General features: G+C 30.7%; 18 protein-coding genes. 3 read left to right on the forward strand and 15 right to left on the reverse strand.

Annotation, left to right across the window (positions count from 1 at the left end; translation table 11 throughout):
- Window positions 1–22: 22 nt before the first annotated feature.
- The 4 genes from CLFE_RS12210 to CLFE_RS12225 form a co-directional block, all read right to left on the reverse strand.
- Window positions 23–3,790 carry a phosphoribosylformylglycinamidine synthase gene (locus tag CLFE_RS12210; RefSeq protein WP_077894038.1) on the reverse strand — a complete coding sequence of 1,256 codons (3,768 nt, stop codon included), beginning with the start codon at window positions 3,788–3,790 and terminating at the stop codon, window positions 23–25.
- Between the two features lie 170 nt (window positions 3,791–3,960).
- Entirely contained in the window at window positions 3,961–6,891 is a 2,931-nt protein-coding gene (locus tag CLFE_RS12215; protein ID WP_077894039.1) for an insulinase family protein, read from the reverse strand.
- Between the two features lie 77 nt (window positions 6,892–6,968).
- Complete coding sequence (locus tag CLFE_RS12220; RefSeq protein WP_242951653.1) at window positions 6,969–7,658, reverse strand: polyprenol monophosphomannose synthase; 690 nt, start codon at window positions 7,656–7,658, stop codon at window positions 6,969–6,971.
- A gap of 147 nt (window positions 7,659–7,805) precedes the next feature.
- Window positions 7,806–8,606 carry an ABC transporter substrate-binding protein gene (locus tag CLFE_RS12225; protein ID WP_077894040.1) on the reverse strand — a complete coding sequence of 267 codons (801 nt, stop codon included), beginning with the start codon at window positions 8,604–8,606 and terminating at the stop codon, window positions 7,806–7,808.
- 175 nt (window positions 8,607–8,781) lie between these two features.
- On the opposite strand from CLFE_RS12225, the gene CLFE_RS12230 reads away from it, so the two are divergent.
- The 3 genes from CLFE_RS12230 to CLFE_RS12240 all read left to right on the forward strand — a co-directional run bounded on the left by CLFE_RS12230 (window position 8,782) and on the right by CLFE_RS12240 (window position 12,381).
- Window positions 8,782–10,194 carry an aspartate ammonia-lyase gene (locus CLFE_RS12230; protein ID WP_077894041.1) on the forward strand — a complete coding sequence of 471 codons (1,413 nt, stop codon included), beginning with the start codon at window positions 8,782–8,784 and terminating at the stop codon, window positions 10,192–10,194.
- A 16-nt stretch (window positions 10,195–10,210) separates the two neighbouring features.
- Window positions 10,211–11,440 (forward strand): [FeFe] hydrogenase H-cluster maturation GTPase HydF, encoded by a 1,230-nt coding sequence (hydF, locus tag CLFE_RS12235; protein ID WP_077853125.1) that lies wholly within the window; start codon window positions 10,211–10,213, stop codon window positions 11,438–11,440.
- 89 nt (window positions 11,441–11,529) lie between these two features.
- Window positions 11,530–12,381 (forward strand): CvfB family protein, encoded by an 852-nt coding sequence (locus CLFE_RS12240; RefSeq protein ID WP_077833654.1) that lies wholly within the window; start codon window positions 11,530–11,532, stop codon window positions 12,379–12,381.
- Between the two features lie 67 nt (window positions 12,382–12,448).
- Here the strand turns inward: CLFE_RS12240 and CLFE_RS12245 are convergent, their stop codons facing one another.
- The 11 genes from CLFE_RS12245 to CLFE_RS12295 all read right to left on the reverse strand — a co-directional run bounded on the left by CLFE_RS12245 (window position 12,449) and on the right by CLFE_RS12295 (window position 24,857).
- Window positions 12,449–13,261, reverse strand: a complete 813-nt coding sequence (locus tag CLFE_RS12245; protein WP_077894042.1) for a flagellin — start codon at window positions 13,259–13,261, stop codon at window positions 12,449–12,451.
- 126 nt (window positions 13,262–13,387) lie between these two features.
- Window positions 13,388–14,374 carry an aldo/keto reductase gene (locus CLFE_RS12250; RefSeq protein ID WP_077894043.1) on the reverse strand — a complete coding sequence of 329 codons (987 nt, stop codon included), beginning with the start codon at window positions 14,372–14,374 and terminating at the stop codon, window positions 13,388–13,390.
- 21 nt (window positions 14,375–14,395) lie between these two features.
- Window positions 14,396–15,358: an aldo/keto reductase gene (locus CLFE_RS12255; RefSeq protein WP_077894044.1), complete on the reverse strand. Its 963-nt coding sequence runs from the start codon at window positions 15,356–15,358 to the stop codon at window positions 14,396–14,398.
- 67 nt (window positions 15,359–15,425) lie between these two features.
- Window positions 15,426–16,175: a carboxymuconolactone decarboxylase family protein gene (locus CLFE_RS12260; RefSeq protein WP_077894045.1), complete on the reverse strand. Its 750-nt coding sequence runs from the start codon at window positions 16,173–16,175 to the stop codon at window positions 15,426–15,428.
- Between the two features lie 478 nt (window positions 16,176–16,653).
- Window positions 16,654–17,094: a flavodoxin gene (locus CLFE_RS12265; RefSeq protein ID WP_169850972.1), complete on the reverse strand. Its 441-nt coding sequence runs from the start codon at window positions 17,092–17,094 to the stop codon at window positions 16,654–16,656.
- A gap of 18 nt (window positions 17,095–17,112) precedes the next feature.
- Window positions 17,113–17,907 carry an MBL fold metallo-hydrolase gene (locus CLFE_RS12270; protein WP_077894047.1) on the reverse strand — a complete coding sequence of 265 codons (795 nt, stop codon included), beginning with the start codon at window positions 17,905–17,907 and terminating at the stop codon, window positions 17,113–17,115.
- A 146-nt stretch (window positions 17,908–18,053) separates the two neighbouring features.
- Complete coding sequence (locus tag CLFE_RS12275; RefSeq protein WP_077894048.1) at window positions 18,054–18,944, reverse strand: LysR family transcriptional regulator; 891 nt, start codon at window positions 18,942–18,944, stop codon at window positions 18,054–18,056.
- Window positions 18,945–18,969: 25 nt separating this feature from the next.
- Complete coding sequence (locus CLFE_RS12280) at window positions 18,970–20,295, reverse strand: MATE family efflux transporter (RefSeq protein WP_077894049.1); 1,326 nt, start codon at window positions 20,293–20,295, stop codon at window positions 18,970–18,972.
- 125 nt (window positions 20,296–20,420) lie between these two features.
- On the reverse strand, window positions 20,421–21,848 hold the full coding sequence (locus CLFE_RS12285) for a 6-phospho-beta-glucosidase (RefSeq protein ID WP_077894050.1): 1,428 nt from the start codon (window positions 21,846–21,848) through the stop codon (window positions 20,421–20,423).
- Between the two features lie 24 nt (window positions 21,849–21,872).
- Window positions 21,873–23,735: a beta-glucoside-specific PTS transporter subunit IIABC gene (locus CLFE_RS12290; RefSeq protein ID WP_077894051.1), complete on the reverse strand. Its 1,863-nt coding sequence runs from the start codon at window positions 23,733–23,735 to the stop codon at window positions 21,873–21,875.
- Between the two features lie 258 nt (window positions 23,736–23,993).
- The gene (locus tag CLFE_RS12295) at window positions 23,994–24,857 is read right to left on the reverse strand and encodes a MurR/RpiR family transcriptional regulator (RefSeq protein ID WP_077894052.1); all 864 of its coding nucleotides are present in this window, start codon (window positions 24,855–24,857) and stop codon (window positions 23,994–23,996) included.
- Window positions 24,858–25,139: the final 282 nt, after the last annotated feature.

Here is a 25,139-nt window from a genome sequence, read left to right on the forward strand (position 1 = left end):
AAATTATTTCTTCTACTTATAATTATTTGAAATACTGTACTCCGCTCTCAAATATTTTTTGATCTTGATTTCCAACTATATTTTTATAAGTTCCTCTAGAGAATCTTTCTGAATGCCCCATTTTTCCAAGTATTCTACCATCTGGACTTGTTATTCCTTCTATACAAAGCACAGAACCATTAGGATTAACCTCTGTTTCATAACTTGAATTTCCGTTTAAGTCTACATACCTTGTGGCTATTTGATCATTCTTTATAAGATTTTCTACTACTTCTCTGCTTGCAGCAAATCTTCCTTCACCATGTGAAATTGGTATGCTGTGAATATCACCATTCTTAACATTAGAAAGCCATGGGGATTTATTTGAAACTATCTTAGTGTATGCAATTTGAGATACATGTCTTCCTATATTATTGTAAGTAAGTGTAGGACATTCTTTTGTTATTTCTTTTATTTCGCCGTAAGGTACAAGTCCTAACTTAATAAGTGCTTGGAAGCCATTACATATTCCTAACATAAGACCGTCTCTTGTATTTAAAAGTTTTGCCACTGATTCTTTGATTTTTTCATTTCTTAATACAGCTGCTATAAACTTTCCAGAACCGTCTGGCTCATCACCTGCACTAAATCCACCAGGAAGCATTATTATCTGTGATTTATTTATCTCTTCTACCATCTTATTTATAGAATCTTCAATATCGCTTGTTTTCATATTTCTAAATACAAAAGTACTAACCTCTGCACCTGCTCTTTCAAATGCTCTTGAAGAATCATACTCACAGTTAGTTCCAGGGAATACTGGTATAAATACTCTTGGACGTGCCACTTTAATCAAAGGTGATTTTCTTTCTACCTCTTTAGCTTTTATTTCGTCATACAAAGATAGATTTATTTTACTCTCAGCCTCTGCCTTTGTTGGGAAGATTTTTTCTAAAGGTTCAGTATAAGCTTTTAAGGCATCTTTAAGTTCTATAGAAAAATCCTTTAAAATTATTTTATCTTCTTCTATTGTTCTACCAATCACTTTATAGTCTATATCTTTAAATATTTCTTTTAAATCCAAGGCTTCTGGTATTTCTAAAAGTATAGAACCATAATCAGGTTCAAAAAGAGACTCTTCTCCTACCATTTCAAAACCTATTTTATTTCCAAAACACATTTTACTTATAGCCTCTATTAGACCACCGTGTCTTATGCTTTGAGCACTCAAAACATTTTTGCTCTTAATTAATTCTACTGTAATATCAAAGTTCCTCTTTAATTTATCAAATATAGGAACTTCATTTTCATCTCTTTCACATTTAAGTAAAACCAACTTGCTTCCTACTTTTTTAAATTCAGGTGATATTACATTATTTATATCAACTACATTTACAGCAAAAGAAACTAATGTTGGAGGAACATTTAGGTCCATAAAAGTACCTGACATACTATCTTTTCCACCTATTGCTGGTGTTTTGAAAACTTCCTGAGCCTTAAGTGCTCCAAGTAATGCTGCAAAAGGTTTTCCCCACTTTTCTGGCTCTTTATTTAATCTTTCAAAATACTCTTGGAAAGTAAGTCTAGTCTTTTTATAGTCTCCACCCATACAAACTAGTTTTGTAAGTGATTCAATGACTGCATACATTGCTCCATGGAAAGGACTCCATTTTCCTATTTTAGGATTATAACCATAAGTCATTACTGTTCCAGTTGTGGTATCACCTTCAAGTACTGGAAGTTTTGCTGCCATACCCTCTGCTGGTGTTATTTGGTATTTTCCACCGAAAGGCATTAAAACAGTTCCTGCTCCAATAGTGCTGTCAAATCTCTCTGAAAGTCCTTTTTGACTACATACATTTAAATCTCTTAATTCACTTAAAACAGCTTCTCTTGTTACTTTCTTGTTTTCTTTACCTTTAAAATAATTTTCTTTTTCCTTTGGTGCTTTTACAAAAACATCTACATTTTGTCTAACTCCATTGGTATCTAAAAATGCTCTAGAAACATTTACTATAGCATTTCCCTTCCAAAATAATTTAAGTCTCTTAGTATCAGTTACATTTGCAACTATTACAGCCTCTAAATTTTCTTTATCTGCATATTCCATAAACTTTTCTGCATCTTTTTTTCTAACTACAACTGCCATTCTTTCCTGAGATTCTGAAATAGCAAGCTCTGTTCCATCTAAACCTTCGTATTTCTTAGGAACTAAATCTAGGTTTATATCAAGTCCATCTGTAAGTTCTCCTATAGCAACAGAAACTCCACCTGCTCCAAAATCATTACATCTTTTTATTAAAGTACTTACTTCTTTATTTCTAAAAAGTCTTTGAAGTTTTCTTTCTGTAGGAGCATTTCCTTTTTGAACCTCAGCTCCGCAGTTTTGAAGGGAATTAACATCATGTTCCTTTGATGAACCTGTTGCACCACCACAGCCATCTCTTCCTGTTCTTCCTCCTAAAAGAATAACAACATCAGAAGGCTCAGGTATTTCTCTAACAACATTTTCCTTAGGTGCTGCTCCAACTACTGCCCCAACTTCCATCCTCTTTGCTATAAAACCTTCATCATAACATTCTGAAACCTGACCTGTGGCAAGACCTATTTGATTTCCATAAGAACTGTAGCCATGTGCAGCTTCAAGTGTTATCTTTTTCTGAGGAAGTCTTCCCTTGGTTGTATCTTCAATTTTAGTTCTTGGATCTCCGCTTCCTGTAACTCTCATCGCTTGGTATACATAGGATCTTCCTGAAAGTGGATCACGTATTGCACCACCAAGACATGTTGCCGCACCTCCAAAAGGTTCTATTTCAGTAGGATGATTATGAGTTTCATTTTTGAACATCACAAGCCATTTTTCATCTTTTCCATTTACATCTGCATCTACTACTATACTACAAGCATTTATTTCCTCGGATTCATCTAAATCATTTAAGAATCCTTTTTTCTTTAATTCCTTCATTCCTATAACAGCAATGTCCATAAGACATACTTCTTTTTCTCTATCTTTATAAACATATTTTCTTGCATCAACATAATTTTTATATGCATCTTTTAAAATATCCGAATACTTTCCATCCTCGAACTTTATATTATTAAGTCTAGTTTGGAAAGTTGTATGCCTACAGTGATCTGACCAATATGTGTCTATAACTTTTATCTCTGTTATTGTGGGATTTCTTTTTTCCTCATTCTTAAAATAGCCTTGACAGAACTTTAAATCCTCCATACTCATTGCAAGTCCATTTGTCTTTAAGAATTTTTCAAGTTCTATGTCTGACATATTAGTAAAGCCTTCTATAATTTCAACTTCATATGGAAGATCATATGTAACTTCTAGGGTTTCTGGTTTATCAAGTGATGCTTCTCTTGAATCAACAGGATTAATAACATATTTTTTTATTTTATTAAAATCTGTATCACTTATATTTCCTTTTAAAATGATTATTTTCGCAGAATTAATTAAAACTTCCTCATTTCCTGTAAGTATTTTAATACACTGGCATGCGGAATCTGCTCTTTGATCATACTGACCTGGCAAATATTCTACAGCAAACACCTTATCTTCACTCTCAAGCATAAAAGCTTCATCATATACATCATCAACAGTTTTTTCAGAAAATATGATTTTTTTAGCCTCTTCATATTCACTGTCATCTATACCTGAAACATCATATCTATTTAATATGGATAAATCCTCTAAAGCTTTTATTCCTAGATTTTCCACCAAATCTTTTAAAAGTGCTTTTGCTGCAACATCAAAACCTGCTTTTTTATTTACGAATATACGCCTTACTTTTTTATTCATAATCATTCTCCTTAACCATTTTTACGAACATTTTTAAAGATATTTATATTTTCATTCGTCATTTACATCATTATTATAATACATTTCTAACAAAAATTAAAGTATTATTTGGAATATAAAAAAATAAGAATGTAAAATTTATATAAAAATCCTACATTCTTAACATTATCTTATTCTTTAAATATAGTTACTATATTATCAAATCTATCTTTATTTCTCTTTATTTTTTCTTCATTACCAAAAACGCATATACAATCTTCCCTTGACAATTTATTTAACATGTCATAAGCATTTTTTATATCATTAACTGAGCAATTTAATATTTCTAAACGCTCTTTTTCCATATAAGCATCATTTATTCCTGTTAAATATTGCGCTGATACCTTCTCACATTTTGAATAATTACTTAAAGGCATATCTATTCCACTTATAGTTCCTAAAATGTACTTATCCATCTCCCTACTATTCGCATTGAAATTTTTAACAAAATCACCAATTTCGTCATATATTTTAAATGTTTCAGTTAAGTTAGGATCTCTATAAGATGTAAACACTAAATGACCATTTCTAGAAAGCGACATTGAAGCCCCATATGCTCCACCTTTTACTCTAACATTATTCCAAAGGTAATCATAATTTGCTATAGTTCTTAATACAATAAGTGCTCCACTATGCTTAAAGTTAAACTTTTTAAAATTAAAGCCTTTTGCAACATATTGAACCTTAGTAGCCATAACAAAAGCCTCATTTAATTTTTTTAATTCGAACTTATAATCCACAAGCTCTAACCTATCTTTATTAATATTTGAAATAAAGTCCTTAAGAAGACCTTTAAATTCTTTATAATCCTCTTTTTCTGCTGCATAAGCTACAATTAAATTCTCTTTTCTAAAAACACATTCTGCTGACTTTTTTATATTCTCTGCAATTTCTTCTTTTTTATCTTCAAAATTTTTACTTAAATCAGATATAAATTTATAAAAATCAATTCCTGTTATAATATCTAAATATTTGTATGCACTGGACACGTAAGAACCAACCCTTACAGATGCTATACTGCTGCCTGAACCTCTTATAGCCATTTCTAATCTAGACTTTATCTCATCTATTATTTCCTTTAATCTTTTATAATCACTATAAATACTATGATTTATTATTTCCTCCATAAGTTCAAACATTTTAGGAAGCTTTTCTTTCAAACACTTTGATCTTACAACAAATTTCGGTAAATACTCATCATAATTTTGTGGTTTACTGTAGACATCTAGCCCAAATTCCATACCGCCCAAATTTTCCATAGCCTCATTTGATAAATCTTTGAAATTATACTTTTCCGTATCTATTCTACCTATTACAGAAGATAAAATTGATGCATATGGAATCATTTCCTCAGGTATTGTTTTTCCCTCAAAGTACACAGTTACATATTGAATACCTCTAGTATTTAATGGACACCATATAACCTTTACTCCATTTTCATCTCGTATTTCATTTTCTATTTTTTCTGGCTTTTTATTTACATCACTTATTGATATTAGTGGTATTGATATAAGATCTTCTTCGCTATCAGGCGTATCCTGTCTTAATTTTAGCTTTATATTATCGTCTAAAATCTTTTTTAATTCATATTCTTTAAGACTTTCTTTAAACCTTCTTAACTTTTCTCTTACTTCGGCCTCTTTTTCTTCTTCAAGATTTTTTCTTGGTTTAACTGTAATAAATACACCATAATTATTATTTAAAATATGTTTTTCTATTAACTCTTCAAAATAGTTTTCCTCAGCATATTTTCTTATATTTTTTATAAGTGAATTAAATCTTAAATTTTGAAATGGATCTCCTCCATAAAGCATACTTTCAAGAATTTTTTCATTGTACACAAGTCCTGCTGGATATGAATCAAAGGAGGCTTCTCTAAGTGCAAACTCCTTTGCATTTAGAATGCCTTTTATGAGCTTTTTATCTATTCCATTCTGAACTAAATTTTCAAGTGTACTTTTTACTATTTTTTTAAATTCCTCTTTATCCTCATCATTTGAATCCTTTAAAATTATAGAAAAAGTAGTCTTTAATATAGAATCATCAAAAATACCAAAAACATCTTTTCCTATATTTCTTTCTATAATAGCCCTTTTAAGTGGAGAGGAAGATGCTTCAAGTAAAATTTCCTCCAAAAGTTCCAAACCCATTGAAGTTTCCCTGTCTAATACATCCCCTGTTACAAAACTCATACCAAAATAGGTTTTATCTCTTTCACTTTCTCCTTCTGAAATTGAATACTCTATTTTCTTTTCTTCAATTTTAGAAAGTGGACTTTTTATTTGTATTTTAGTATCAATATTCTTTTTCTCAAAATTCTTTAGATAATTATCATTAATAAATGTCAAAACCTCTTTTATATCAATATCACCGTATACATATATTATGCTATTTGATGGATGATAATATTTTTTATGAAAGTTAAGTGCCTTATCGTAGGATAAATCCACTATATTTTCTACTTTACCACCTGAGCTTAGGCCATATACACTGCCTTTAAATAACTCTTCATCCATGCTTCTTGACAATATAGAAATTGGTGAAGAATAGGCTCCTTTCATCTCATTGTAAACAACACCATTATATTCAATATCATCTTCTTCATTTTCTATAGCATAATGCCAGCCTTCCTGCATTATAATTTCAGGTGTATTATATATATCAGGATAAAAAACAGCATCCAGATATACATCCATAAGATTCATAAAATCTTTTTTATTTCTACTTGCAACAGGATACATTGTTTTATCCGCATAAGTTGCAGCATTTAAATAGGTATTAAGCGAACCTTTTAAAATTTCTACAAAGGGTTCTTTCACTTTAAATTTTCTAGAGCCACATAAAACAGAATGTTCTAATATATGTGCAACTCCTGTATTATCCTCTGGAATAGTTTTAAAGGTTATAGAAAATACCTTGTTATCATCTTCATTCTTTAAATTTATAAGTACAGCTCCACTTTTTACATGTTTAAATACTCTACCTTTACTATTTATTTCATCTATTTCTGTTTCACTTTCAAACTTAAATCCACTATAAATATTGCCAATTTGAAGCTCCATAAATTTTCCTCCTGCACTTTATTTTTATGTACCTCTCATTATAATATTTACATTTTTCCCAATCAAGTTATTTAATATTATACTTTTCTTCTAATAAGTAAACTAATTATTTGTTCTAGGTACTGAAATTGAACATAAAGTGTAAATTTTGACTTTTCAGCATTTCTTTTTTCAAAGGTATAAGGCACTTCTACGATTTTTTTATATTTACCCATAACGAGTATTTCAATAAGTATTTTCCAACCTATTGCTTTAAGATTACAGTTATCTATAACCTCTCTTTTTATCATAAAAAAGCCACTGGTGGAATCGTGTACTCTCCTCAAAGGTTTCAAAAATATTTTTCCTATAACTCTTGCTGTAAATGAAGCAATTTTTCTTACTTTACTTAGTCCCCCATCGTTTCCACCTTTCACAAATCTACTGGCAATAACAACTTCTGCCCCTTTGTTTATTTCTGAAAGCATAACTTTAAGAGTTTCAGGTGGATGCTGCAAATCTCCATCCATAACTGCAAATATATTTCCTTTGGCCATTTCAAACCCACTAATTACAGCAGAGGAAAGTCCTTTTTCATTTATTCTACGCTTAGACTTTATATTCTTGTGTTTAATTATTAAAGACTTTATAACAATTGGCGTATCATCAGTGCTATCATCCACAAAAATAATTTCATATTCACAACTTTTAAGAATCTTTTCTATTCTGCAAACTAATTCTGATATATTTCCTTTTTCATTATATATAGGGATAATTACAGATAACATAAGTGCCTCCCACTTTATCATTAATCTTAATGCTTATATTATTTCCATATATTTCAATATATTCTTTTTATTTTACCACTTATTTCAGTTTTTATCACCTATAAACAATAAAGGGATATACCTCAATAAGAGTACATCCCTTTACTACTATTTATATATATTATATCCGAACCATTTTGTAGAGAGTTTCGACAATGTACCATCCTTTTTTAAATCATCAAATGCTTTTTGAAAGCTATTTCTAAGAGCCTTATCATTTTTTCTAAAAGAGGCTCCTATTGGTTCCTTTGTAAGAGTTGTATTTAATTTTTTATATTCTCCCTTATCTTTATTATTATAATAATCTCCAACCATTGGGTCTGTTACAACTGCTTCTATCCTATCATTCTTAAGATCAAGAAATGCATCTGGTGTTGAATTATATTTCTTCACTTCTTTTATTCCCGAAATCCTACTAAGTACATCTTGCCCAGTACTTCCTGCTTCACATCCTATTATTTTTCCTTTAAAATCTTTCTCGTTTTTTATAGCTGTAGTATTTTCTTTTACATAAACTGCATTTCCACCATAAACTATAGGGTCTGAAAACAACATGGTTTTCTTTCTTTCATCTGTAATACTTACAGTAGACATAATAACATCAAACTTTTTAGCATTAAGAGCCAAAAATATGCCATCCCAAGCATTGGACACAAATTTAGTTTTAACTCCCATTTTCTTTCCTATTTCATTAGCAAGATCAACTTCATACCCTACTCTTTTATCATTTTCATCCCTAAATTCCATTGGAGGATAGTCATCGTGCATTCCAACAACAAGTACTCCAGCTTTTTTTACCTTATTTAGAGAATCGTCCCCTAACACTTTAGAATTTTTTTGACTGCAACCAGCTAATATTATAATACTTATTATAAAGACAGGTATTATCAAACCTATTTTCTTGAACATTCTTAAACACCCCAATCTAGAATTTTATTACAATTATTATATTATCAATTTATTTCTATATTTTCAATCATTTATTTAGCGTTTTTTTATTTTTATTATCAAATTATTATAAGACAATTATTAACTTAGGTTGTTTATATAGATCAATTTTGTTAAAATGTGAAGGAAGAAAGGAGTGTTTAATTTGGCTTCTAATTTTAGAAATGAAACTGATTTACTTGGAAAAAAAGAAATACCTAAGGACGCTTATTATGGAATAAATTCTCTAAGAGCCTCTGAGAATTTTAATATTAGTAACAATAAGGTAAATTTAAATTTAATATATGCTATAGTACTTGTAAAAAAAGCTGCTGCTATAGCTCATAAAAATCTTAATGAACTTTCTTTAGAAAAAGCAAATGCAATAATAAATGCTTGTGATGATATATTAGAAGGAAAGTTTGATAATGAATTTATTACAAATTCTCTGCAAGGGGGTGCCGGAACTTCAACCAATATGAATGTAAACGAAGTTATAGCGAATAGAGCTATAGATTTACTCGGAGGAAAAAAAGGAGATTACTCTTGTGTTCACCCTATAGAGGATGTTAATATGTCTCAATCTACTAACGATGTATATCCAACAGCCCTTAGAATTGCAGCTATAAAACTTTTAAGGCCGCTTTCTGATGCCCTATCTAAGCTGCAAGATGCTTTTCAAGTTAAAGAAAATGATTTTGCAGATATAATTATGCTTGGAAGAACAGAACTTATGGATGCCCTTCCCATGATGGCTGGTCAAGGCTTTGGTGCTTATGCAAAAGCTTTTTCTAGGGATAGATGGAGAATATATAAGGTTGAGGAAAGGCTTCGAGAAATAAACCTTGGTGGAAATGCTATAGGAACAGGTGTAAACGCATCTTATGAGTATATTTTTTCTGTTACAGATATAATTCAAGATTTAACAGGTCTTGGTCTTGCAAGAAGTGATTATCCAATGGATGTAACTCAAAATATGGATGTATTTGTAGAGGTTTCTGGACTTTTAAAAGCCTTATCTGTTAATCTAATAAAAATCTCAAATGATATAAGATTTTTAGGTAGTGGTCCTATGGGAGGTATTGGAGAGTTAAAGCTTAAAAAGGTTCAGGCTGGTTCATCAATTATGCCTGGTAAGGTGAACCCTGTTATATGTGAGATGGTTTCCCAGGTCTCTATGAAGGTTATGGCAAATGATACTGCTATATCTCTTGCTGCTTCCTTTGGCCAGCTTCAACTAAATGCTTTTTCTCCCTTAATTAGCGATAGCCTTTTAGAATCTTTAGAAATACTTACCAATGCCATAAATATTTTTAGGGAACAATGTATAGACTCTATAACCATTGATGAAGAAAAATGCAAGGAACATTTGGAAGCTTCTACTGCAATGATTACAGCTTTAGTTCACCATATAGGTTACGATAAAGCATCCTATATTGCAAAAAAAGCTATAAAAGAAAAGAAATCAATAAAAACTCTTATTATTGAAGAAAAAATTTTAACAAAAGAAGAAATAGATAAAATTCTTAATCCATACGAGATTACAAAACCAGGCATACCAAAACTATAAATGAGGTGATTTTATAATGAATGAACTTAACTTAACTCCAAAAGGTGATAGAATACATATTGCACTTTTCGGAAAAACTAACGTTGGAAAATCAAGTGTAATCAATGCTCTTACCTCTCAAGATATTGCCTTAGTATCTAACGTGAAGGGCACAACCACTGATCCTGTATATAAAGCAATGGAGCTTCTTCCACTTGGACCAGTTATGATAATAGATACAGCTGGACTTGACGATACTAGTAACTTAGGTAATCTTAGACGTGAAAAAACCTTTGAAGTTTTAGATAAAACAGATATTGCAATTTTAGTTTTAGATGTTGAATCTGGTGTAACAGACTATGATAAAACCATTTACTCTTTACTATCTGAGAAGAAAATACCTTTAATTGGTGTTTTAAATAAAATAGATAAAAAAGATTTCAAGATTGAAGACTATGCATCACAATTTAAGATACCAATAGTTCCTGTCTCCGCTCTTAAAAATACAGGTATAGATAATTTAAAAGATGAATTAATTCGTTTAGCTCCGGAAAATGAGGATAAGTTTAAAATTGTAGGGGATTTATTATCTCCTGGTGACATAGCAATACTAGTTACACCTATAGATAAAGCTGCTCCAAAAGGAAGACTTATACTCCCTCAGCAGCAAACTATTAGAGATATTCTTGAAAGTGATGCCATTGCCATTGTAACAAAGGAATTTGAACTGAGAGAAACCCTAGAAAGCTTAAATAAAAAGCCTAAAATAGTAATAACAGATTCTCAAGTATTTCTAAAAGTTGCAGCGGATACTCCTAAAGATATCCTTATGACTTCTTTCTCTATACTCATGGCAAGACATAAAGGAGATCTAATAGAACTTGCTCGTGGTGCAAAGGCAATTGAAAACCTAAAAGATGGAGATAAGGTTCTAATAGCTGAAGCTTGTACTCATCATCGTCAATCTGATGATATAGGAAAAGTGAAAATTCCAAGATGGCTTAGACAAAAAACCGGAAAAAAATTAGAATTTGATTTTTCAAGTGGGTTTTCATTTCCTTCTAATATAGAAGATTATGCTCTTATAGTTCACTGTGCTGGATGTATGCTAAACAGACGCTCAATGCTTCACAGGATTGATGTTTCAGTAAAAAGAGAAGTACCTATAGTAAATTACGGTGTTCTTATAGCTTACGTTCAGGGAATTTTACCAAGAGCTTTAAAGCCTTTTCCTTATGCTGATATGATATTTAATTCAAATAAATAAATTAATTTCATATATAAGAAAAGTGTGTTAAAATGGTATAGCAGAAAGTTTTATTAGCTTTAGATATATTTACAAAAGGAGGATTTAAATTGGTTAAAATTGGTGAATACAACGAACTAAAAGTTGCACGAAAAAGTGATTTTGGATTTTTTCTTGATGCTGAAACTGGAAGCACTAGTGATGACATACTTTTACCTATAAAAGATATTAAAGAAGAAGATTCTATAGAAATAGGTTCCCTATTAAATGTGTTTATATATAGAGATTCAAAGGATAGACCTATAGCTACTACAAGAACACCTTATGCAAAGGTTTCTGATATAGCTTATTTAAAGGTTGTATCCAATACTAAAATAGGAGCTTTTTTGGATTTCGGTCTTGAAAGAGACTTATTTGTTCCTATAAAAGAACAAAGTTATCTATTAGAACCTAATAAAAAGTACTTATTTTATGTGTATTTAGATAAAACAGGTAGACTTGCAGCCACAACCTATATAGATAAATTTTTAGAAACTCTAGAAGATGATGAAGTACTAAAAAATGAGCTTTCAGGAACAGTATACGGTTTTCAAAGCAATGGTACTATAATGCTAGCTATAAACAATAAGTATAAAGGCGTAATATTAAAGAATGAATGTTTCATAAAGGTTACACATGGTGATGTATTAAGTAATTTAAGATTTAAAAGAAAATATGAAGATGGGCAAATAGGTTTAACAACTAGAAAATACCCTAAGAATGAAAGAATGGAATTAGAAACTACAATCTATGAATACTTAAAGAAAAATAACGGTTTTATGCCATACAATGATAAAAGTTCTCCTGAAGACATAAAAAGAGTATTTCATGAAAGTAAAAACTACTTTAAAAATGCATTAGGTGGACTTATGAAAAAAGGTCTTATTACGCAAGATAAAAGTGGAACAAAACTTGTAAAATAATCACAAAACTCTTAACTTATAATATTTACACTACTTATAAGTTAAGAGTTTATCTTTTATGCCTATTCTAAGCACCCAAAACACTTAAGGAATTTTTATTTATACTAGTCACTTGAGAAAATATAGCGCTAGTTGCATCTTGAAGCATAGAAAGTCGTGTTTGCTCCATTTGTCCACTTGCCATTTCTGTATCATTTATATTACTTTCTGTGGCATTAAAATTATAGGACATATTCGTTAACGTCTCACTTATCTGCTGAAGACTATTTTGCCCGGAACCATTTTTAACAAGATAATGACTTATTTTGTCAAATGCTTGGTCAGCTTTTGACAGCGCAGCATTGGCATTACCAGTACTAGTTAAGTCCAAATCAGAAATTCCAAGAGCACTTGTTGAACAATTATATAAATTTAGGTTGAAATTCACATCAGGATTATCTAGAACTTTTATTTTAAGGCTTGCATCCTGACCTAATATATTTATACCATTAAATTGTGTATCCTTTGCTGTACTATCAATTCCTTTTTTTATTTGATCTATTTCAACCTGAATTTGTTTTCTATCTGTATCAGTAAGATTTCCATTCAAAGATTGAACCGCAAGCTGCTTTATTCTTCCTATTTGCTTTTCAGTATCTTGAAGTCCACCATCGATTGTCTGCATAATAGATATGCCATCCTGAGTATTTCTTTTAGCTACATCTAATCCGGCTATACGCATATGTATATCCTTGTATATAGCTAAACCTGAACAATCCTCAGACGCCCTGTTCATTATGCTCCCAGAATCCATTTTTTCAGCATTTTTAGATCTTTGTGCGTTTATAGAAACATCTCTATTAACTAACATTTGCAAAATACTAGAATGATTTATTACCACTACCTAACTCACCTCCTAATAAAAAGTAAAATTTAATTACATTTTATTTATCGTAATTAAATAGCTAAAACTTAAACAAACCTAATGCTATTTTGGAAACAACTTTATTAATTGTTAATATAATATCTAGTTATTATTACTCATTAAACCCACTAACTTATGTGGCACATATGCCTCTTCCAAATATGCTATTTCTTCTTCATTCAACTTAACTAGTACAGCCTTTACCGCTTCTTCTATATGAGAAATTTTAGTTGCACCAACAACAGGAGCTGTTACCTTAGTCAATAACCATCCAAGCGCAATTTGAATCCTAGTTAAACCTTTCTTTTCTGCTAATTTTGCTACTCTATCAATAATTATGGAATCTTTTTCTGCTGTTGAATCATACTTTCCTCTTGCGTAAGTATCCTCTACTAATCTTTTAGACATTTCTGTAGGTGTTTTTACAAGACGACCTGATGCAAGAGGACTATATGGTGTAATTGCAATATTTTCTTCATTGCAATAAGGAATCATTTCTCTCTCCTCTTCTCTGAATAATAGGTTATAATGTCCTTGAATAGATACAAACTCTGCCCATCCATTTAACTTTGAAATATAATTAGCTTTTGCAATTTGCCACGCAAAACAATTTGAAATTCCAATATGACGAACCTTTCCTGCTTTTACTGCTTCATTTAAAGCTTCCATAATCTCTTCTATAGGCGTCTTATAGTCCCAAAAATGATAAATATACAAATCAATATAATCAGTAGCAAGATTTCGTAAACTTTCATTAAGTAATTTATTTATATGCTCTTTTCCACTAACATTATTAGCTATTTCATCTTGTGTTCTTGGAAAAAACTTTGTTGCCAAAACAATATCTTCACGTTTGGCATATTCTTTAATTGCTCTACCGATATACTGTTCACTAGTACCATTTGAATAACCTATTGCAGTATCAATAAAATTTATACCTAAATCTATTGCACGTTTAATTATTTTTTTGGATTTTACTTCATCCAAAGTCCAAGTATGCTGACCAATATCAGAAGCCCCAAATCCCATGGTACCCAAACACAATCTAGATACATTCAAATCTGTTTTTCCTAATTTAGTATATTTCATATCTTTTGCCGCCTTCCTTTACTATAAAGCCCCTACAATTTTGTGTGGTAAATACAACTCATCTAAAAAGTTAATATCTTCTAATGTTAAATTCACATTGAAGCTGCCTACAGCATCATCAAAGTATTTTGCTTTTGTGGCACCTATAATAGGTGATGTAACTCCTTTTGCAAATTGCCATGCAAGTGCTATCTGTGTCATAGTTACATTGTACCTATCTGATAGCTCTGCTACTCTTTTTACAATGTTAACATCTGATTCTTTTGTATGATCATATTTTCCTTTTGCGGCCACATCTGTGTGACTTCTTAATGTATCTGCGGACCAATTTCTTCTAGATAATCTTCCTGCTGCCAGTGGACTATATGGAGTTAATACTACTCCATCTTCCTTACAAATAGGAATTAACTCTCTTTCATCTTCTCTATAAAGTAAATTATAGTGATTTTGCATAGAAACAAATTTAGTCCATTCATTTTTTTTAGCTATATTTTGAAGTTTAGCAAATTGATATCCATACATAGCAGAAGCACCAATTGCACGTATTTTTCCTGATTTAACTAATCCATGTAAGGCTTCCATGGTTTCCCTTATTGGAGTTTCATAATCATATCTATGAATAATAAGTAAATCTATATAATCTGTACCAAGTCTCTTTAAAGAGCCCTCAACTTCACGTTCAATTGCTCCTTTTGAAAGTTTACCATCATTAAAATATACCTTTGTAGCAAGTACTACTTTATCCCGTTTAATATTTTTCTTTATTGCTCTACCTAAATATTCCTCGCTAGTTCCTGCTGAATAACAATTTGCTGTATCGAAGAAATTTATACCCAAATCCAATGAACGTTTAATAATTGCTTCACTTTCTTCTGAATTTAAAGTCCAAGCATGCATTTTACTGGCTGGATCTCCAAAACTCATACATCCTACACATAACTTAGATATTTTAATATTTGAATTTCCTAACTTTCCATATTCCATGATTTGTCACCTTTCCTATCAATTATTCTCCTATAAATAAAAAATTATACACATAACTTTATAATAATTAATCTTCTATTGCCTTATTAACAACTGCAAGAGCATTTAAAGTTCTAGGAAAACCTATATATGGCATACATACAGTAAGCGCATCTAATAATACATCTTTCCCATTGCCCATTGCCACATTTCCAGCTACATGTGCTACTAATTGAGGTTCACAACCACCTTGAGCTGTTATAATACTAAATGTTAATAGCTCTCTTTCTTTTAAATCTAAAGATTTTCTTGTATAAAAATCACCGAAGCAATATGCTGACAAAAAGTCTTGTATATGCTTTTGATTTTTAGGTGCTGATGCACGCATATTATCTATTCCCTCTCCAAAAATATCCTTTTGAGCTTTTATCCCTTTTTGTAATCTACTGTCTTCAGTTACTGTCTTTTGGCTTTCTAAAATTGAAATACCTTCTTCTTCAAACTCTTTATTTACAACCCCTACAGCCATTTCTGCCTTACCAAGTCCAATATAGGCACCCGTACTATATACAGCTTCCTTAATTGCTTCTGGTGCAACTTTTTCACTTAAAGCTGCCTTTGTATGCTTTGAGACTTCTTTCATTGTAAGATTAGTAGTAGCTACCACCAAAAGTATTAGTTCTCTCATTTTAGGAGATAATTTTATATGATTATACACCTCCCCATATACCAATCTTGTCTTAATATCAAAAAAATCCTTGTCTATTTGTTTTAGTTTATTTTCATCACTCCCATATAAATGCTTCATTGTTTCATTTGAAATTTCTATTCTATTCATTCCTTCAATCTCCTTATTTTTTATTATTATAATTCTCCACCTAATTCATAGGCGTCTCTAATAAAATTACTTTCTAAAACATTGGATAGTAGTACCATTCCAACATGAGTAACATAATTTAGACATTTTATCTACTCCTTATATCCTCGTACAGACATATCAAATGAAGCTTTTCCATCACTTGCCCAGGTAGCAATAAATAATGCTGTTTTGTAAAAATTAAATTCTTCATACTCACTTTCAAATTCACACTATAGTTCTATCCATAACGATTTTTAATTGTGCATTCATATTAAAGAAAAAATATACTAGTGTTGCAGATACAACTGCATCAACACTTTTGTAAACTTCTATAATATTACTTGATATACCCTTTGCCAGTTCATCTCAAAGTAAATCTGAATTTCCAGCTACATTTGGACTCGCTTAAGTTATTAATATATGTTTCATATTATCAGTTTCATTTTAGATTATTATTTTAATCAACCTTTTTTAGCCATTCTTCCAATTGCAGTTCATTAAAGGTTCCTCCATAAGTAGCAAAACCTTCTAGTACAGTAACATTCCTACACAATTTTTTCATCTGTGATTCAATACTGCTAAATCCTCCTCCACCATGAGTACAAAATGGTATAACCTTCTTTTTACCAAAATCTATACTTTTCAAAAAAGTTACTACTGGTGAAGCAATAAAAATAGTGTCATACTGCTCTATGTTTTTTACTTGTATTTTTAAATCTGGATTGTATCCCGCTTTAATCTCTTTTTTTGCTCGTTCCACAACTTCATTATAATTAACAGGATATGCATTCTCAGGTTCAATTTTAAAAAGTTCTCCATTCACCTTATTACTTATTAATTTAGCAAGCCTTTTTGTGTTTGCTGAATGTGAGTAATAGGCAATTAATATTTTTCTCAATATAATCACCTCGTATTTTTATAATTTATAAGCATCGCCAGGAGCAATTACAATGATTCTCTCTGGATTAACAATATTTTTAGAAAGTTCTTTAGGATCACCATTGAATTCTTTCATATTTGGTGCATCTACACTACCCCAATGCCATAAAATAAGTTTTGTATTGGGATAAGTATTTGCCATCTTTACAGCTCCCTGAAATCCAATGTGCCATGCGCTATCTGAAAAATCAAATAACATAATCTTTGGCGCTGGCATTTGTAATTGCTCTTCTAATAACCTAGAGTCTCCCACCGCCCAGATACTACCATCTGGCGTGTCTAACCAAAATCCACAATAATCCTCCATTTTAAACTTTCTTGTTTTATATTTAGGATATTCATTTTGCCATGCATGATCTGCTGAGGTTAAGGTAACCTTAACATTACCTACTTGAAAACTTTCATGAATATCATGCCCTTTTCCTCGTATCCCTATATCCTTCATTAGTGATGCCACATAATGTGGAGCATGAAATTCCTTGCATACTGCCTTAACCTCTTCACAGGTAATTTTGCTAAAATGATCATTATCACTGTGTGTAATCAAAACTGCATCTAAACTTGGTATACTAGAAGTTTCAATAGGCATATCAATTAAAAGAGGCATATCAAATCCCTTAAGCAGTGGATCTATCATTATATTTATTCCTCTACTATTGATTAGTGCTCCTGAATTTCCAAGCCATCTAATTTCTGTACCATCTATCTTTGCAAAGGCTTCTTTATCAAATTTCTTAGTTCTTGGTGCACATGCTTGTTTTTTCGTTTCCATATACATTCTCCTTTTAATAATAACTATCTTTATTATTAATAAACCCTTTACACTTATATAATAGCATTTAAGTATTCCTATAACTAATGCCTATATTCTATTAGAAATCATGCTTTTCAAGCATATTAAATACAAAAAAACAAATTCTAATTTTTATTTCCTTTAGCCATTATTTTTGACATATTAATAAACAAAGACGTTGCCGAATTGAATATATAATTTTTCTTCCAAATCACGACACTTTGTGTTGAAATTTTAGGAATGAACGGTGTAAAAGCAGTTTGTGAATTATCCCTTAGTGAAAGAGCACCTTTAAGACAAATGGCATAACCCAAGCCCTTTTGTACCAATGGAATTACATTTGAAATAAGATTATAGGTAGCAAACACATTTATCTTGTCGGTTACTTCAATAAACCAATTTTCAATTTCATTTTTTACAACGGATCTTTTAGGAATAATTAAAGGTAAGTTTTTAATATCTTCCAGTGAAATACATTCCTTTTTAGAAAGAACGTCATCACGTCTCATTAAAACTCCCCAAACTTCCTCTTGAATCAAACGTATAAAGCTATATTTTGATGTTTCTATAGGTTCAAGTACAATCCCTATATCTACTAGTCCTCTATCAATTTTGTCCTTAATATCATCACCGTACCCAGTATATATATCAAATTTAACATTAGGATATTTTCTTACAAAACTGCTTATTAACTCTGGCAAAATTAATGTGCCCACAGATTCTACACAACCAATAGATATTAATCCACTAACTTCCATTTGTGAATTTATGAATTGACGTTCTGTATTATCTGCTAATTCAACAATTTCTTTTGCTTTAAGCTGCAGAAGTAATCCTTCTTGAGTTAAAGTAATTTGTTTTTTACCTCTCATAAATAAACTAATACCAAGTTCTTCTTCTAACTGAGCTAATTGTCTACTTAGCGTTGGTTGAGTTATATGAAGAATTTCAGCAGCCTTTGTTATATTTCCTTCCTCTGCCACTGTTAAAAAGTAACGAAGAACTCTTAATTCCATCTCTTTCACTCCAAACAATTAAAGCCTAAATAACTTTGAATTTTTTCCACTTACCGTTTTTAAAGCGTGCAACATAAATTATAGAACGTAACATCCAGTCTGCACCCATAGCAAGCCATACACCAATTACTCCTAAATGTAATATAACTCCTAAAAAGTAACCAAAAGAAATTCTAAGTATAAGCATAGAACCAATGGAAACAATCATAGTAAAGCGTACATCTCCTGCTGCACGTAAGCCATTAGGCAATGTAAATGCAACTGGCCATAAAATAATAGCAAAACAGTTATGAATTACAACAAGTATATAAGTTAATTTAGTTACTGCTGCGGATATTGCATATAACTTTAATATCCAAGGAAGAAGTAAAATTTCACCTAAACTTATACACACAGTTCCTACATAAGCAATTTTTAATATTTTCTTTGTATAATAGCTAGCCTCTGAATAATTGCCAGCACCAACACATTGGCCTACTACAGTAACTATTGCAAGATTTATAGCTGTAGCAAAGCTAATTGCAATCATAACAAGACTATTAGTAATTCCATTGGCAGCAATTTGATCTGTACCAAATAATGAAATAATACTAATTAAAAGAATTCTTCCTAATTGAACTACTCCATTCTCTATTCCATTTGGAATGGCTATATTTAAAATTCTTTTAATCATTGAATTATCTAAGGAAAATATTTGAGAAAAGCTTATAAAAACCTCTTTATTCTTTTTTGATAATAGATAAACCATGATTATTGTTGCAATTGCACGAGCAAATATAGTGGAAACCCCAACACCTGCAACTCCTGCATGCAAAGCTAAAATTCCAATGGCATTTCCTATTATGTTTAATAAATTCATCAAAACAGAGACCAACATAGGAACTTTTGAATTTCCCATAGAACGAAATAATGCAGCCCCAGAATCATAAACAGCTAGAAAAGGATATGATATTGAATAAATAACAAAATAAATAATAGAATTTCTCATGACATCAGCTTCAACATTTCCAAAAAGTACTGTTAAAAGTGGCTTATGAAATAAAAACACAAATACCATAATCAAGCAAGAAATAATTGAAGCTATAGTAATTAACTGGCTAGCTGCTTTGCAAGCTTTCTTTTTATCATTATACCCTATATATTGCGATACAATTATAGCTCCACCAGCAGTAAGTGCAGCTAGTACATTAATTAAAAGCATGTTAATCATATCAACAAGAGAAACAGCTGAAACAGCTGCTTCTCCTGCACAAGATATCATCATAGTAGCAATTATGGAGGCTATAATAATTAAAATCTGATCCATAAATATTGGAGCAACTAATTTCTTAAGTGATTCATTTGAAAACATAAATGCACCTCAATCTTTATTATTTTATAATAGCTATACAAAATAATGCTATCACCATGTTTTTACACTATCCAATACCTATGTTCTATCCTTCATTATGCTTAAAAGTAATTAGTAGTAATGAATCAACTTAAGTCTTCTCCATTACTACTAATTACTTTTCTATACCAATAAAAAGATTTTTTCTTACTACGTTTCATAGTACCCTTTCCATTATTATCTTTATCAACATATATAAAACCATATCTCTTGCTCATTTCTCCAGTACTGGAACTTACCAAATCAATACAACCCCATGCAGTATAGCCTAGAAGATCTACTCCATCTTCTTCTACTGCTTCTTTAAACGCTTTAATATGTTGTCGAATATATTCTATTCTATAGTCATCTTCAACATATCCATTTTCATCTGCTATATCCACAGCCCCTAATCCATTTTCCACTATAAATAGCGGTTTCTCATAACGGTCATATAAAGCATTAAGTGTAATTCTAAGTCCAAGTGCATCAATTTGCCATCCCCACTCACTTGTTTTTAAGTATGGATTTTTTAATGTTGGAAATAAATTAGCAGCTGTTTTAGTATTTATTTCTGCATCAGCACTAGTTAATCTAGAACCATAATAACTAAAGGAAATAAAATCCACAGTATTATTCTTTAGAAGCTCTTCATCACCATCTTCTATTTTTAAGTTAATATTCATTCTTTCAAACATCTTTTTTGCATAATTCGGATATTTACCACGAGATTGAACATCTATAAAGAAATAATGTTCTCTATCTCTTCCCATTGCTTTCCAAACATCTTTTGGATCACAACTGTAAGGATACGTACTAGCACCTGCTAGCATACATCCTATCTTAAATTCAGGATTTATTCTCCTTGCAATTTCAGTAGCTTTTGCACTGGCAACCAATTGATGATGTGCTCCTTGATATTTAATTTCTTCTTCATTTTCACCTTCTTCAAACACCAATCCTGAACTGCCAAATGGTAGATGCAAAAGCATATTAATTTCATTGAAAGTAAGCCAATATTTTACTTTATTTTTATAACGAGTAAAAATCACCTTACATAGTTTTTCATAATGCTTTACCATAACTCGACTTCTCCATGAACCAATAGTATTTACTAGATGCATTGGTACATCAAAGTGAGTAATTGTTACTAATGGTTCTATACCAAACTTTAAACATTCATCAAAAATATCATCATAAAATCTAAGGCCCTCTTCATTTGGTATCTCTTCATTCCCATTAGGAAAAATACGTGTCCATGCTATAGATAACCTAAAACATTTAAATCCCATTTCTGCAAATAGGGCTATGTCTTCTTTATAATTGTGATAAAAATCTACTGCTTCATGACTTGGATAGTAGTGTGCATTATCACACTGCTTAACCTTCATTTTTCCTTTCATTACAGCCACACGATCTTTACCATTTGGAATAACATCAATTGCAGACAATCCTTTATTTCCATCTAAATATCCACCTTCAAATTGGTTTGCAGCAGTTGCCCCTCCCCATAAAAAATCTTTTTTTAACGACATTCTATTAATTCCTCCTATAGATAACTATTTATGCTTTAAAACTAAAATCTCATTTTCATAATCAATATCCTCATTATCTTTAATTCTAACCTCAGAGTAATTTGGGGTATTTGTAATTATAATGGGAACTTGACTTATATACTCTTCCTCTTTTATTTTATCTAAATCGAAAGTTAATAATATCTGGCCTCTTTTTACTGCTTGTCCTTGCTCAACATAGGCTCTGAAATATTTACCCTCTAATTCCACAGTGTCTAATCCAATATGAATCAATAGTTCAACTCCATTATCCGATAATAATCCTATGGCATGTTTAGTAGGAAATAATGACACTACTGTTCCATCAAATGGTGCAACAACCTTTCCTTCGCTTGGTTCAATTGCAATACCTTTTCCCATTGCTTCTGAAGAAAATGCCTCATCTTCAACTTCACTTAACTTAACTAATTTTCCTTTCAAAGGACTTATAATAGTAGTATCTTTATTTTCAATTTTTGCTTCTGTTGTTTCTTCATTCTTTTCATATTTAAGACTTAAAACGTACGTTACCACCGCAGTTACAATAGCACTTATTGCTAATGAAATTAAAATATTATAAAAGAATTGCATTGTATTATCGCCAATATAAAGTAATACTGCTGGTAAACCTGAAGAACCAGTGGCAAAACGATGTGTATGTGTTAATCCTGCATAAAGTCCTCCAAAACCTCCACCTATCATTGCTCCAACTAAAGGATATTTTTTAGGAAGATTTACTCCATATAATGCTGGTTCTGTAATTCCCATTAATCCAGTAATTCCAGATGACGTTGCAATCTGCTTTGTTTTAGCATCTTTTGTTCTTAGACTTACTACAAAAGCAGCTGTACCTTGTGCTATATTAGAACAAACACAACCAGGTCCAAAAATACTATCATATCCTAAATTAGCCATTTGCATAACCCCTAACGGTGCGACTCCATTATGTAGTCCAAAAATAACCATAACAGGTAGAAAGGCTCCGATTAAAACTGCTGGTGCCCAGCTTACATTTGTGTTTAAGAATGTAAAAAATACTGATAAATACTTTCCAATAATACTTCCAATAGGTCCAATAACTGATAATGCTAATGTTCCCATAATCAATAAAGTTAGCATTGGTAAAAACACCAATTTCACTGAATTAGGAATATATTTTTCAAGAAATTTTTCTACATGAGATTGTACAAGTACAACAAATATAATTGGTATTACACTTGCTGCATAGGTTGTAAGGGTAAACGGTATCACTCCAAATAACGTAACAGCTTCTTTCTTATTAACCAATTCCATCCAACTTGGGTGAAACATAATAGCTGCTACCGATGTAGCTAAAATTGGGTTACACTTTAACTTTTGTGCTTCCGTAAAAGCTAATAAAAATGGTAAGAAATAAAAAACTCCGTCTGCAAAAAAGTTTAAAATGTAATAGGTTTGTGATGTTTTTGATACTAATTTAAAAACAACTAATAATGCAAGTAAGGCTTTTATCATACCTGCTCCAGACAATGCTGGGATTACTGGCTGGAAGGTTCCCGCAACAAAATCAATTACAACTTCAGGTATGCTCTTTTTTTCTGCTTTTTTATCTTTGTTTTTTTGCTCTTCCCCATCTTTTATGTCTAAATGTTTTTCAATCTCCTCAAAAACATACTTAACATGGGTTCCAACAACAATTTGAAAAACTCCTCCATTAATGATAACCTTGGCAACTCCAGCTAATGCCTCTAATGCCTTTTTATTTGCTATGCTCTCATTGTCTAGTTTAAATCTTAATCTTGTTTGACAATGATATAAGTCATTAACATTCTGTGCTCCACCAACATACTCTAGTATCTTACTTGCTAACTTTTCGTATTGTTTGCTCATACAATCTCCTCCAAAATTATTATTATCTATAGATTAAAACCTTTACATTTTTGATTCTAATGCACATTATTATTCTGTTCAATACCTATAGCCCACTTAGGAATTTTCCTTCAATAATACTTACTAAATATAAAAAAAACTGAATTTTTCCTTCAATAATGTTGAAATTATATCCATATATGTTAGCAAAAAAATACCCCAAAACAAAACTTATTCTAGTTTCATTTTGGGTTCAGTATATAAAAAATTATATTTTTATTAAGATAAATTAAAATTTACTCTCAAAAATTCATCTTTAGTTCTATTATCTATAATATTTACATTTTTATCATAATTTGAAATAAAAATCAACGAGAATATAGCATCCAATATAAATTGCATTGAAGTCCTAGAAGAAAAAGTTCCAACTTTAGAATATGATTCATACACACTAGCATAAATTATTTCATCAGCATACTTACAGAGTGGTCCATCACTTGGCCCCGTTATAAGTATTATAGGAATATTTCGATTATGTAGTATCTGTGCTATTCTTAATTGATCATTTTGACGTCCATAATAAGAAACAAACATAGCCAAAGAACCGCTTTCCTGAGAAATACTTCTAATATGTGAAAATCCGGACATACTATCAAGATGTGCATTCATGCCAAGTCTTAAAATTTTAGAATAAAAATCAGCTGCTATAAGATGTGAAGAACCTGTTCCTAAAATAGAAAGATCATTATATTTACATATCATTTGAGCTACTTTATCTATCTTCTCAATGTCCATATTATTATAAGTATCTGTTAATGCTTGATAATTCAAATTTAGAAGCTTACTAATCGCATCTTTATTTGTATCAGATTTCTTAAAAGGGATGTCTTCTCTAATTCTTTCATCTGTAACATTGAAGGAATTTATTTCTGTTGCTAATTGTACTTTAAACTCTTTATATCCTTTAAGTCCTAGCTTCTGACAAAGACGGATAATGCTAGCTGTACTTGTATAAGTGGCTCCTGCTAATTCATCTGCTGTCATGTGAAGTACATTCTTAAAGTTTATTGTAATATAATTAATAATATCTAACTCCAAACTTGTAAATCTTTTTTTATCTTTCAATTGATTTAAAATTTGCATATTTTATAGCCTCCCTTTTGTGCAATTCAATATATGAAATTAATTGTATTCGAAGAAAACCTTTACACGTTTTATCTATGATTAATTTCTAATATATTTAATATCTATATCATATCTTAATAATTTATGCAATTAGAAAATTAGATTTTCTTTATAACTGTACCTTAAAAACTATTCCTTTATAATAATAAAAAATCACTGAATCTCAGTTTCGATGAAATGATATTCAGTGATTATAATTATTTTTAAATTTAGTTAATATATATAGAGCCTTTCAATAAT

The organism is Clostridium felsineum DSM 794 (assembly GCF_002006355.2).
GTDB lineage: Bacteria > Bacillota > Clostridia > Clostridiales > Clostridiaceae > Clostridium_S > Clostridium_S felsineum.

What these genes read in the sequence shown, in the direction of transcription:
- CLFE_RS12250 (WP_077894043.1), bottom strand. Translation starts at nt 14,374, where the DNA reads ATGAAATATACTAAATTAGGAAAAACAGATTTGAATGTATCTAGATTG.
- CLFE_RS12285 (WP_077894050.1), bottom strand. Translation starts at nt 21,848, where the DNA reads ATGTCGTTAAAAAAAGATTTTTTATGGGGAGGGGCAACTGCTGCAAAC.
- CLFE_RS12295 (WP_077894052.1), bottom strand. Translation starts at nt 24,857, where the DNA reads ATGCAAATTTTAAATCAATTGAAAGATAAAAAAAGATTTACAAGTTTG.
- CLFE_RS12220 (WP_242951653.1), bottom strand. Translation starts at nt 7,658, where the DNA reads ATGTTATCTGTAATTATCCCTATATATAATGAAAAAGGAAATATATCA.
- CLFE_RS12290 (WP_077894051.1), bottom strand. Translation starts at nt 23,735, where the DNA reads ATGAGCAAACAATACGAAAAGTTAGCAAGTAAGATACTAGAGTATGTT.
- hydF (WP_077853125.1), top strand. Translation starts at nt 10,211, where the DNA reads ATGAATGAACTTAACTTAACTCCAAAAGGTGATAGAATACATATTGCA.
- CLFE_RS12260 (WP_077894045.1), bottom strand. Translation starts at nt 16,175, where the DNA reads ATGAATAGAATAGAAATTTCAAATGAAACAATGAAGCATTTATATGGG.
- CLFE_RS12255 (WP_077894044.1), bottom strand. Translation starts at nt 15,358, where the DNA reads ATGGAATATGGAAAGTTAGGAAATTCAAATATTAAAATATCTAAGTTA.
- CLFE_RS12270 (WP_077894047.1), bottom strand. Translation starts at nt 17,907, where the DNA reads ATGGAAACGAAAAAACAAGCATGTGCACCAAGAACTAAGAAATTTGAT.
- CLFE_RS12225 (WP_077894040.1), bottom strand. Translation starts at nt 8,606, where the DNA reads ATGTTCAAGAAAATAGGTTTGATAATACCTGTCTTTATAATAAGTATT.
- CLFE_RS12215 (WP_077894039.1), bottom strand. Translation starts at nt 6,891, where the DNA reads ATGGAGCTTCAAATTGGCAATATTTATAGTGGATTTAAGTTTGAAAGT.
- CLFE_RS12210 (WP_077894038.1), bottom strand. Translation starts at nt 3,790, where the DNA reads ATGAATAAAAAAGTAAGGCGTATATTCGTAAATAAAAAAGCAGGTTTT.
- CLFE_RS12275 (WP_077894048.1), bottom strand. Translation starts at nt 18,944, where the DNA reads ATGGAATTAAGAGTTCTTCGTTACTTTTTAACAGTGGCAGAGGAAGGA.
- CLFE_RS12280 (WP_077894049.1), bottom strand. Translation starts at nt 20,295, where the DNA reads ATGTTTTCAAATGAATCACTTAAGAAATTAGTTGCTCCAATATTTATG.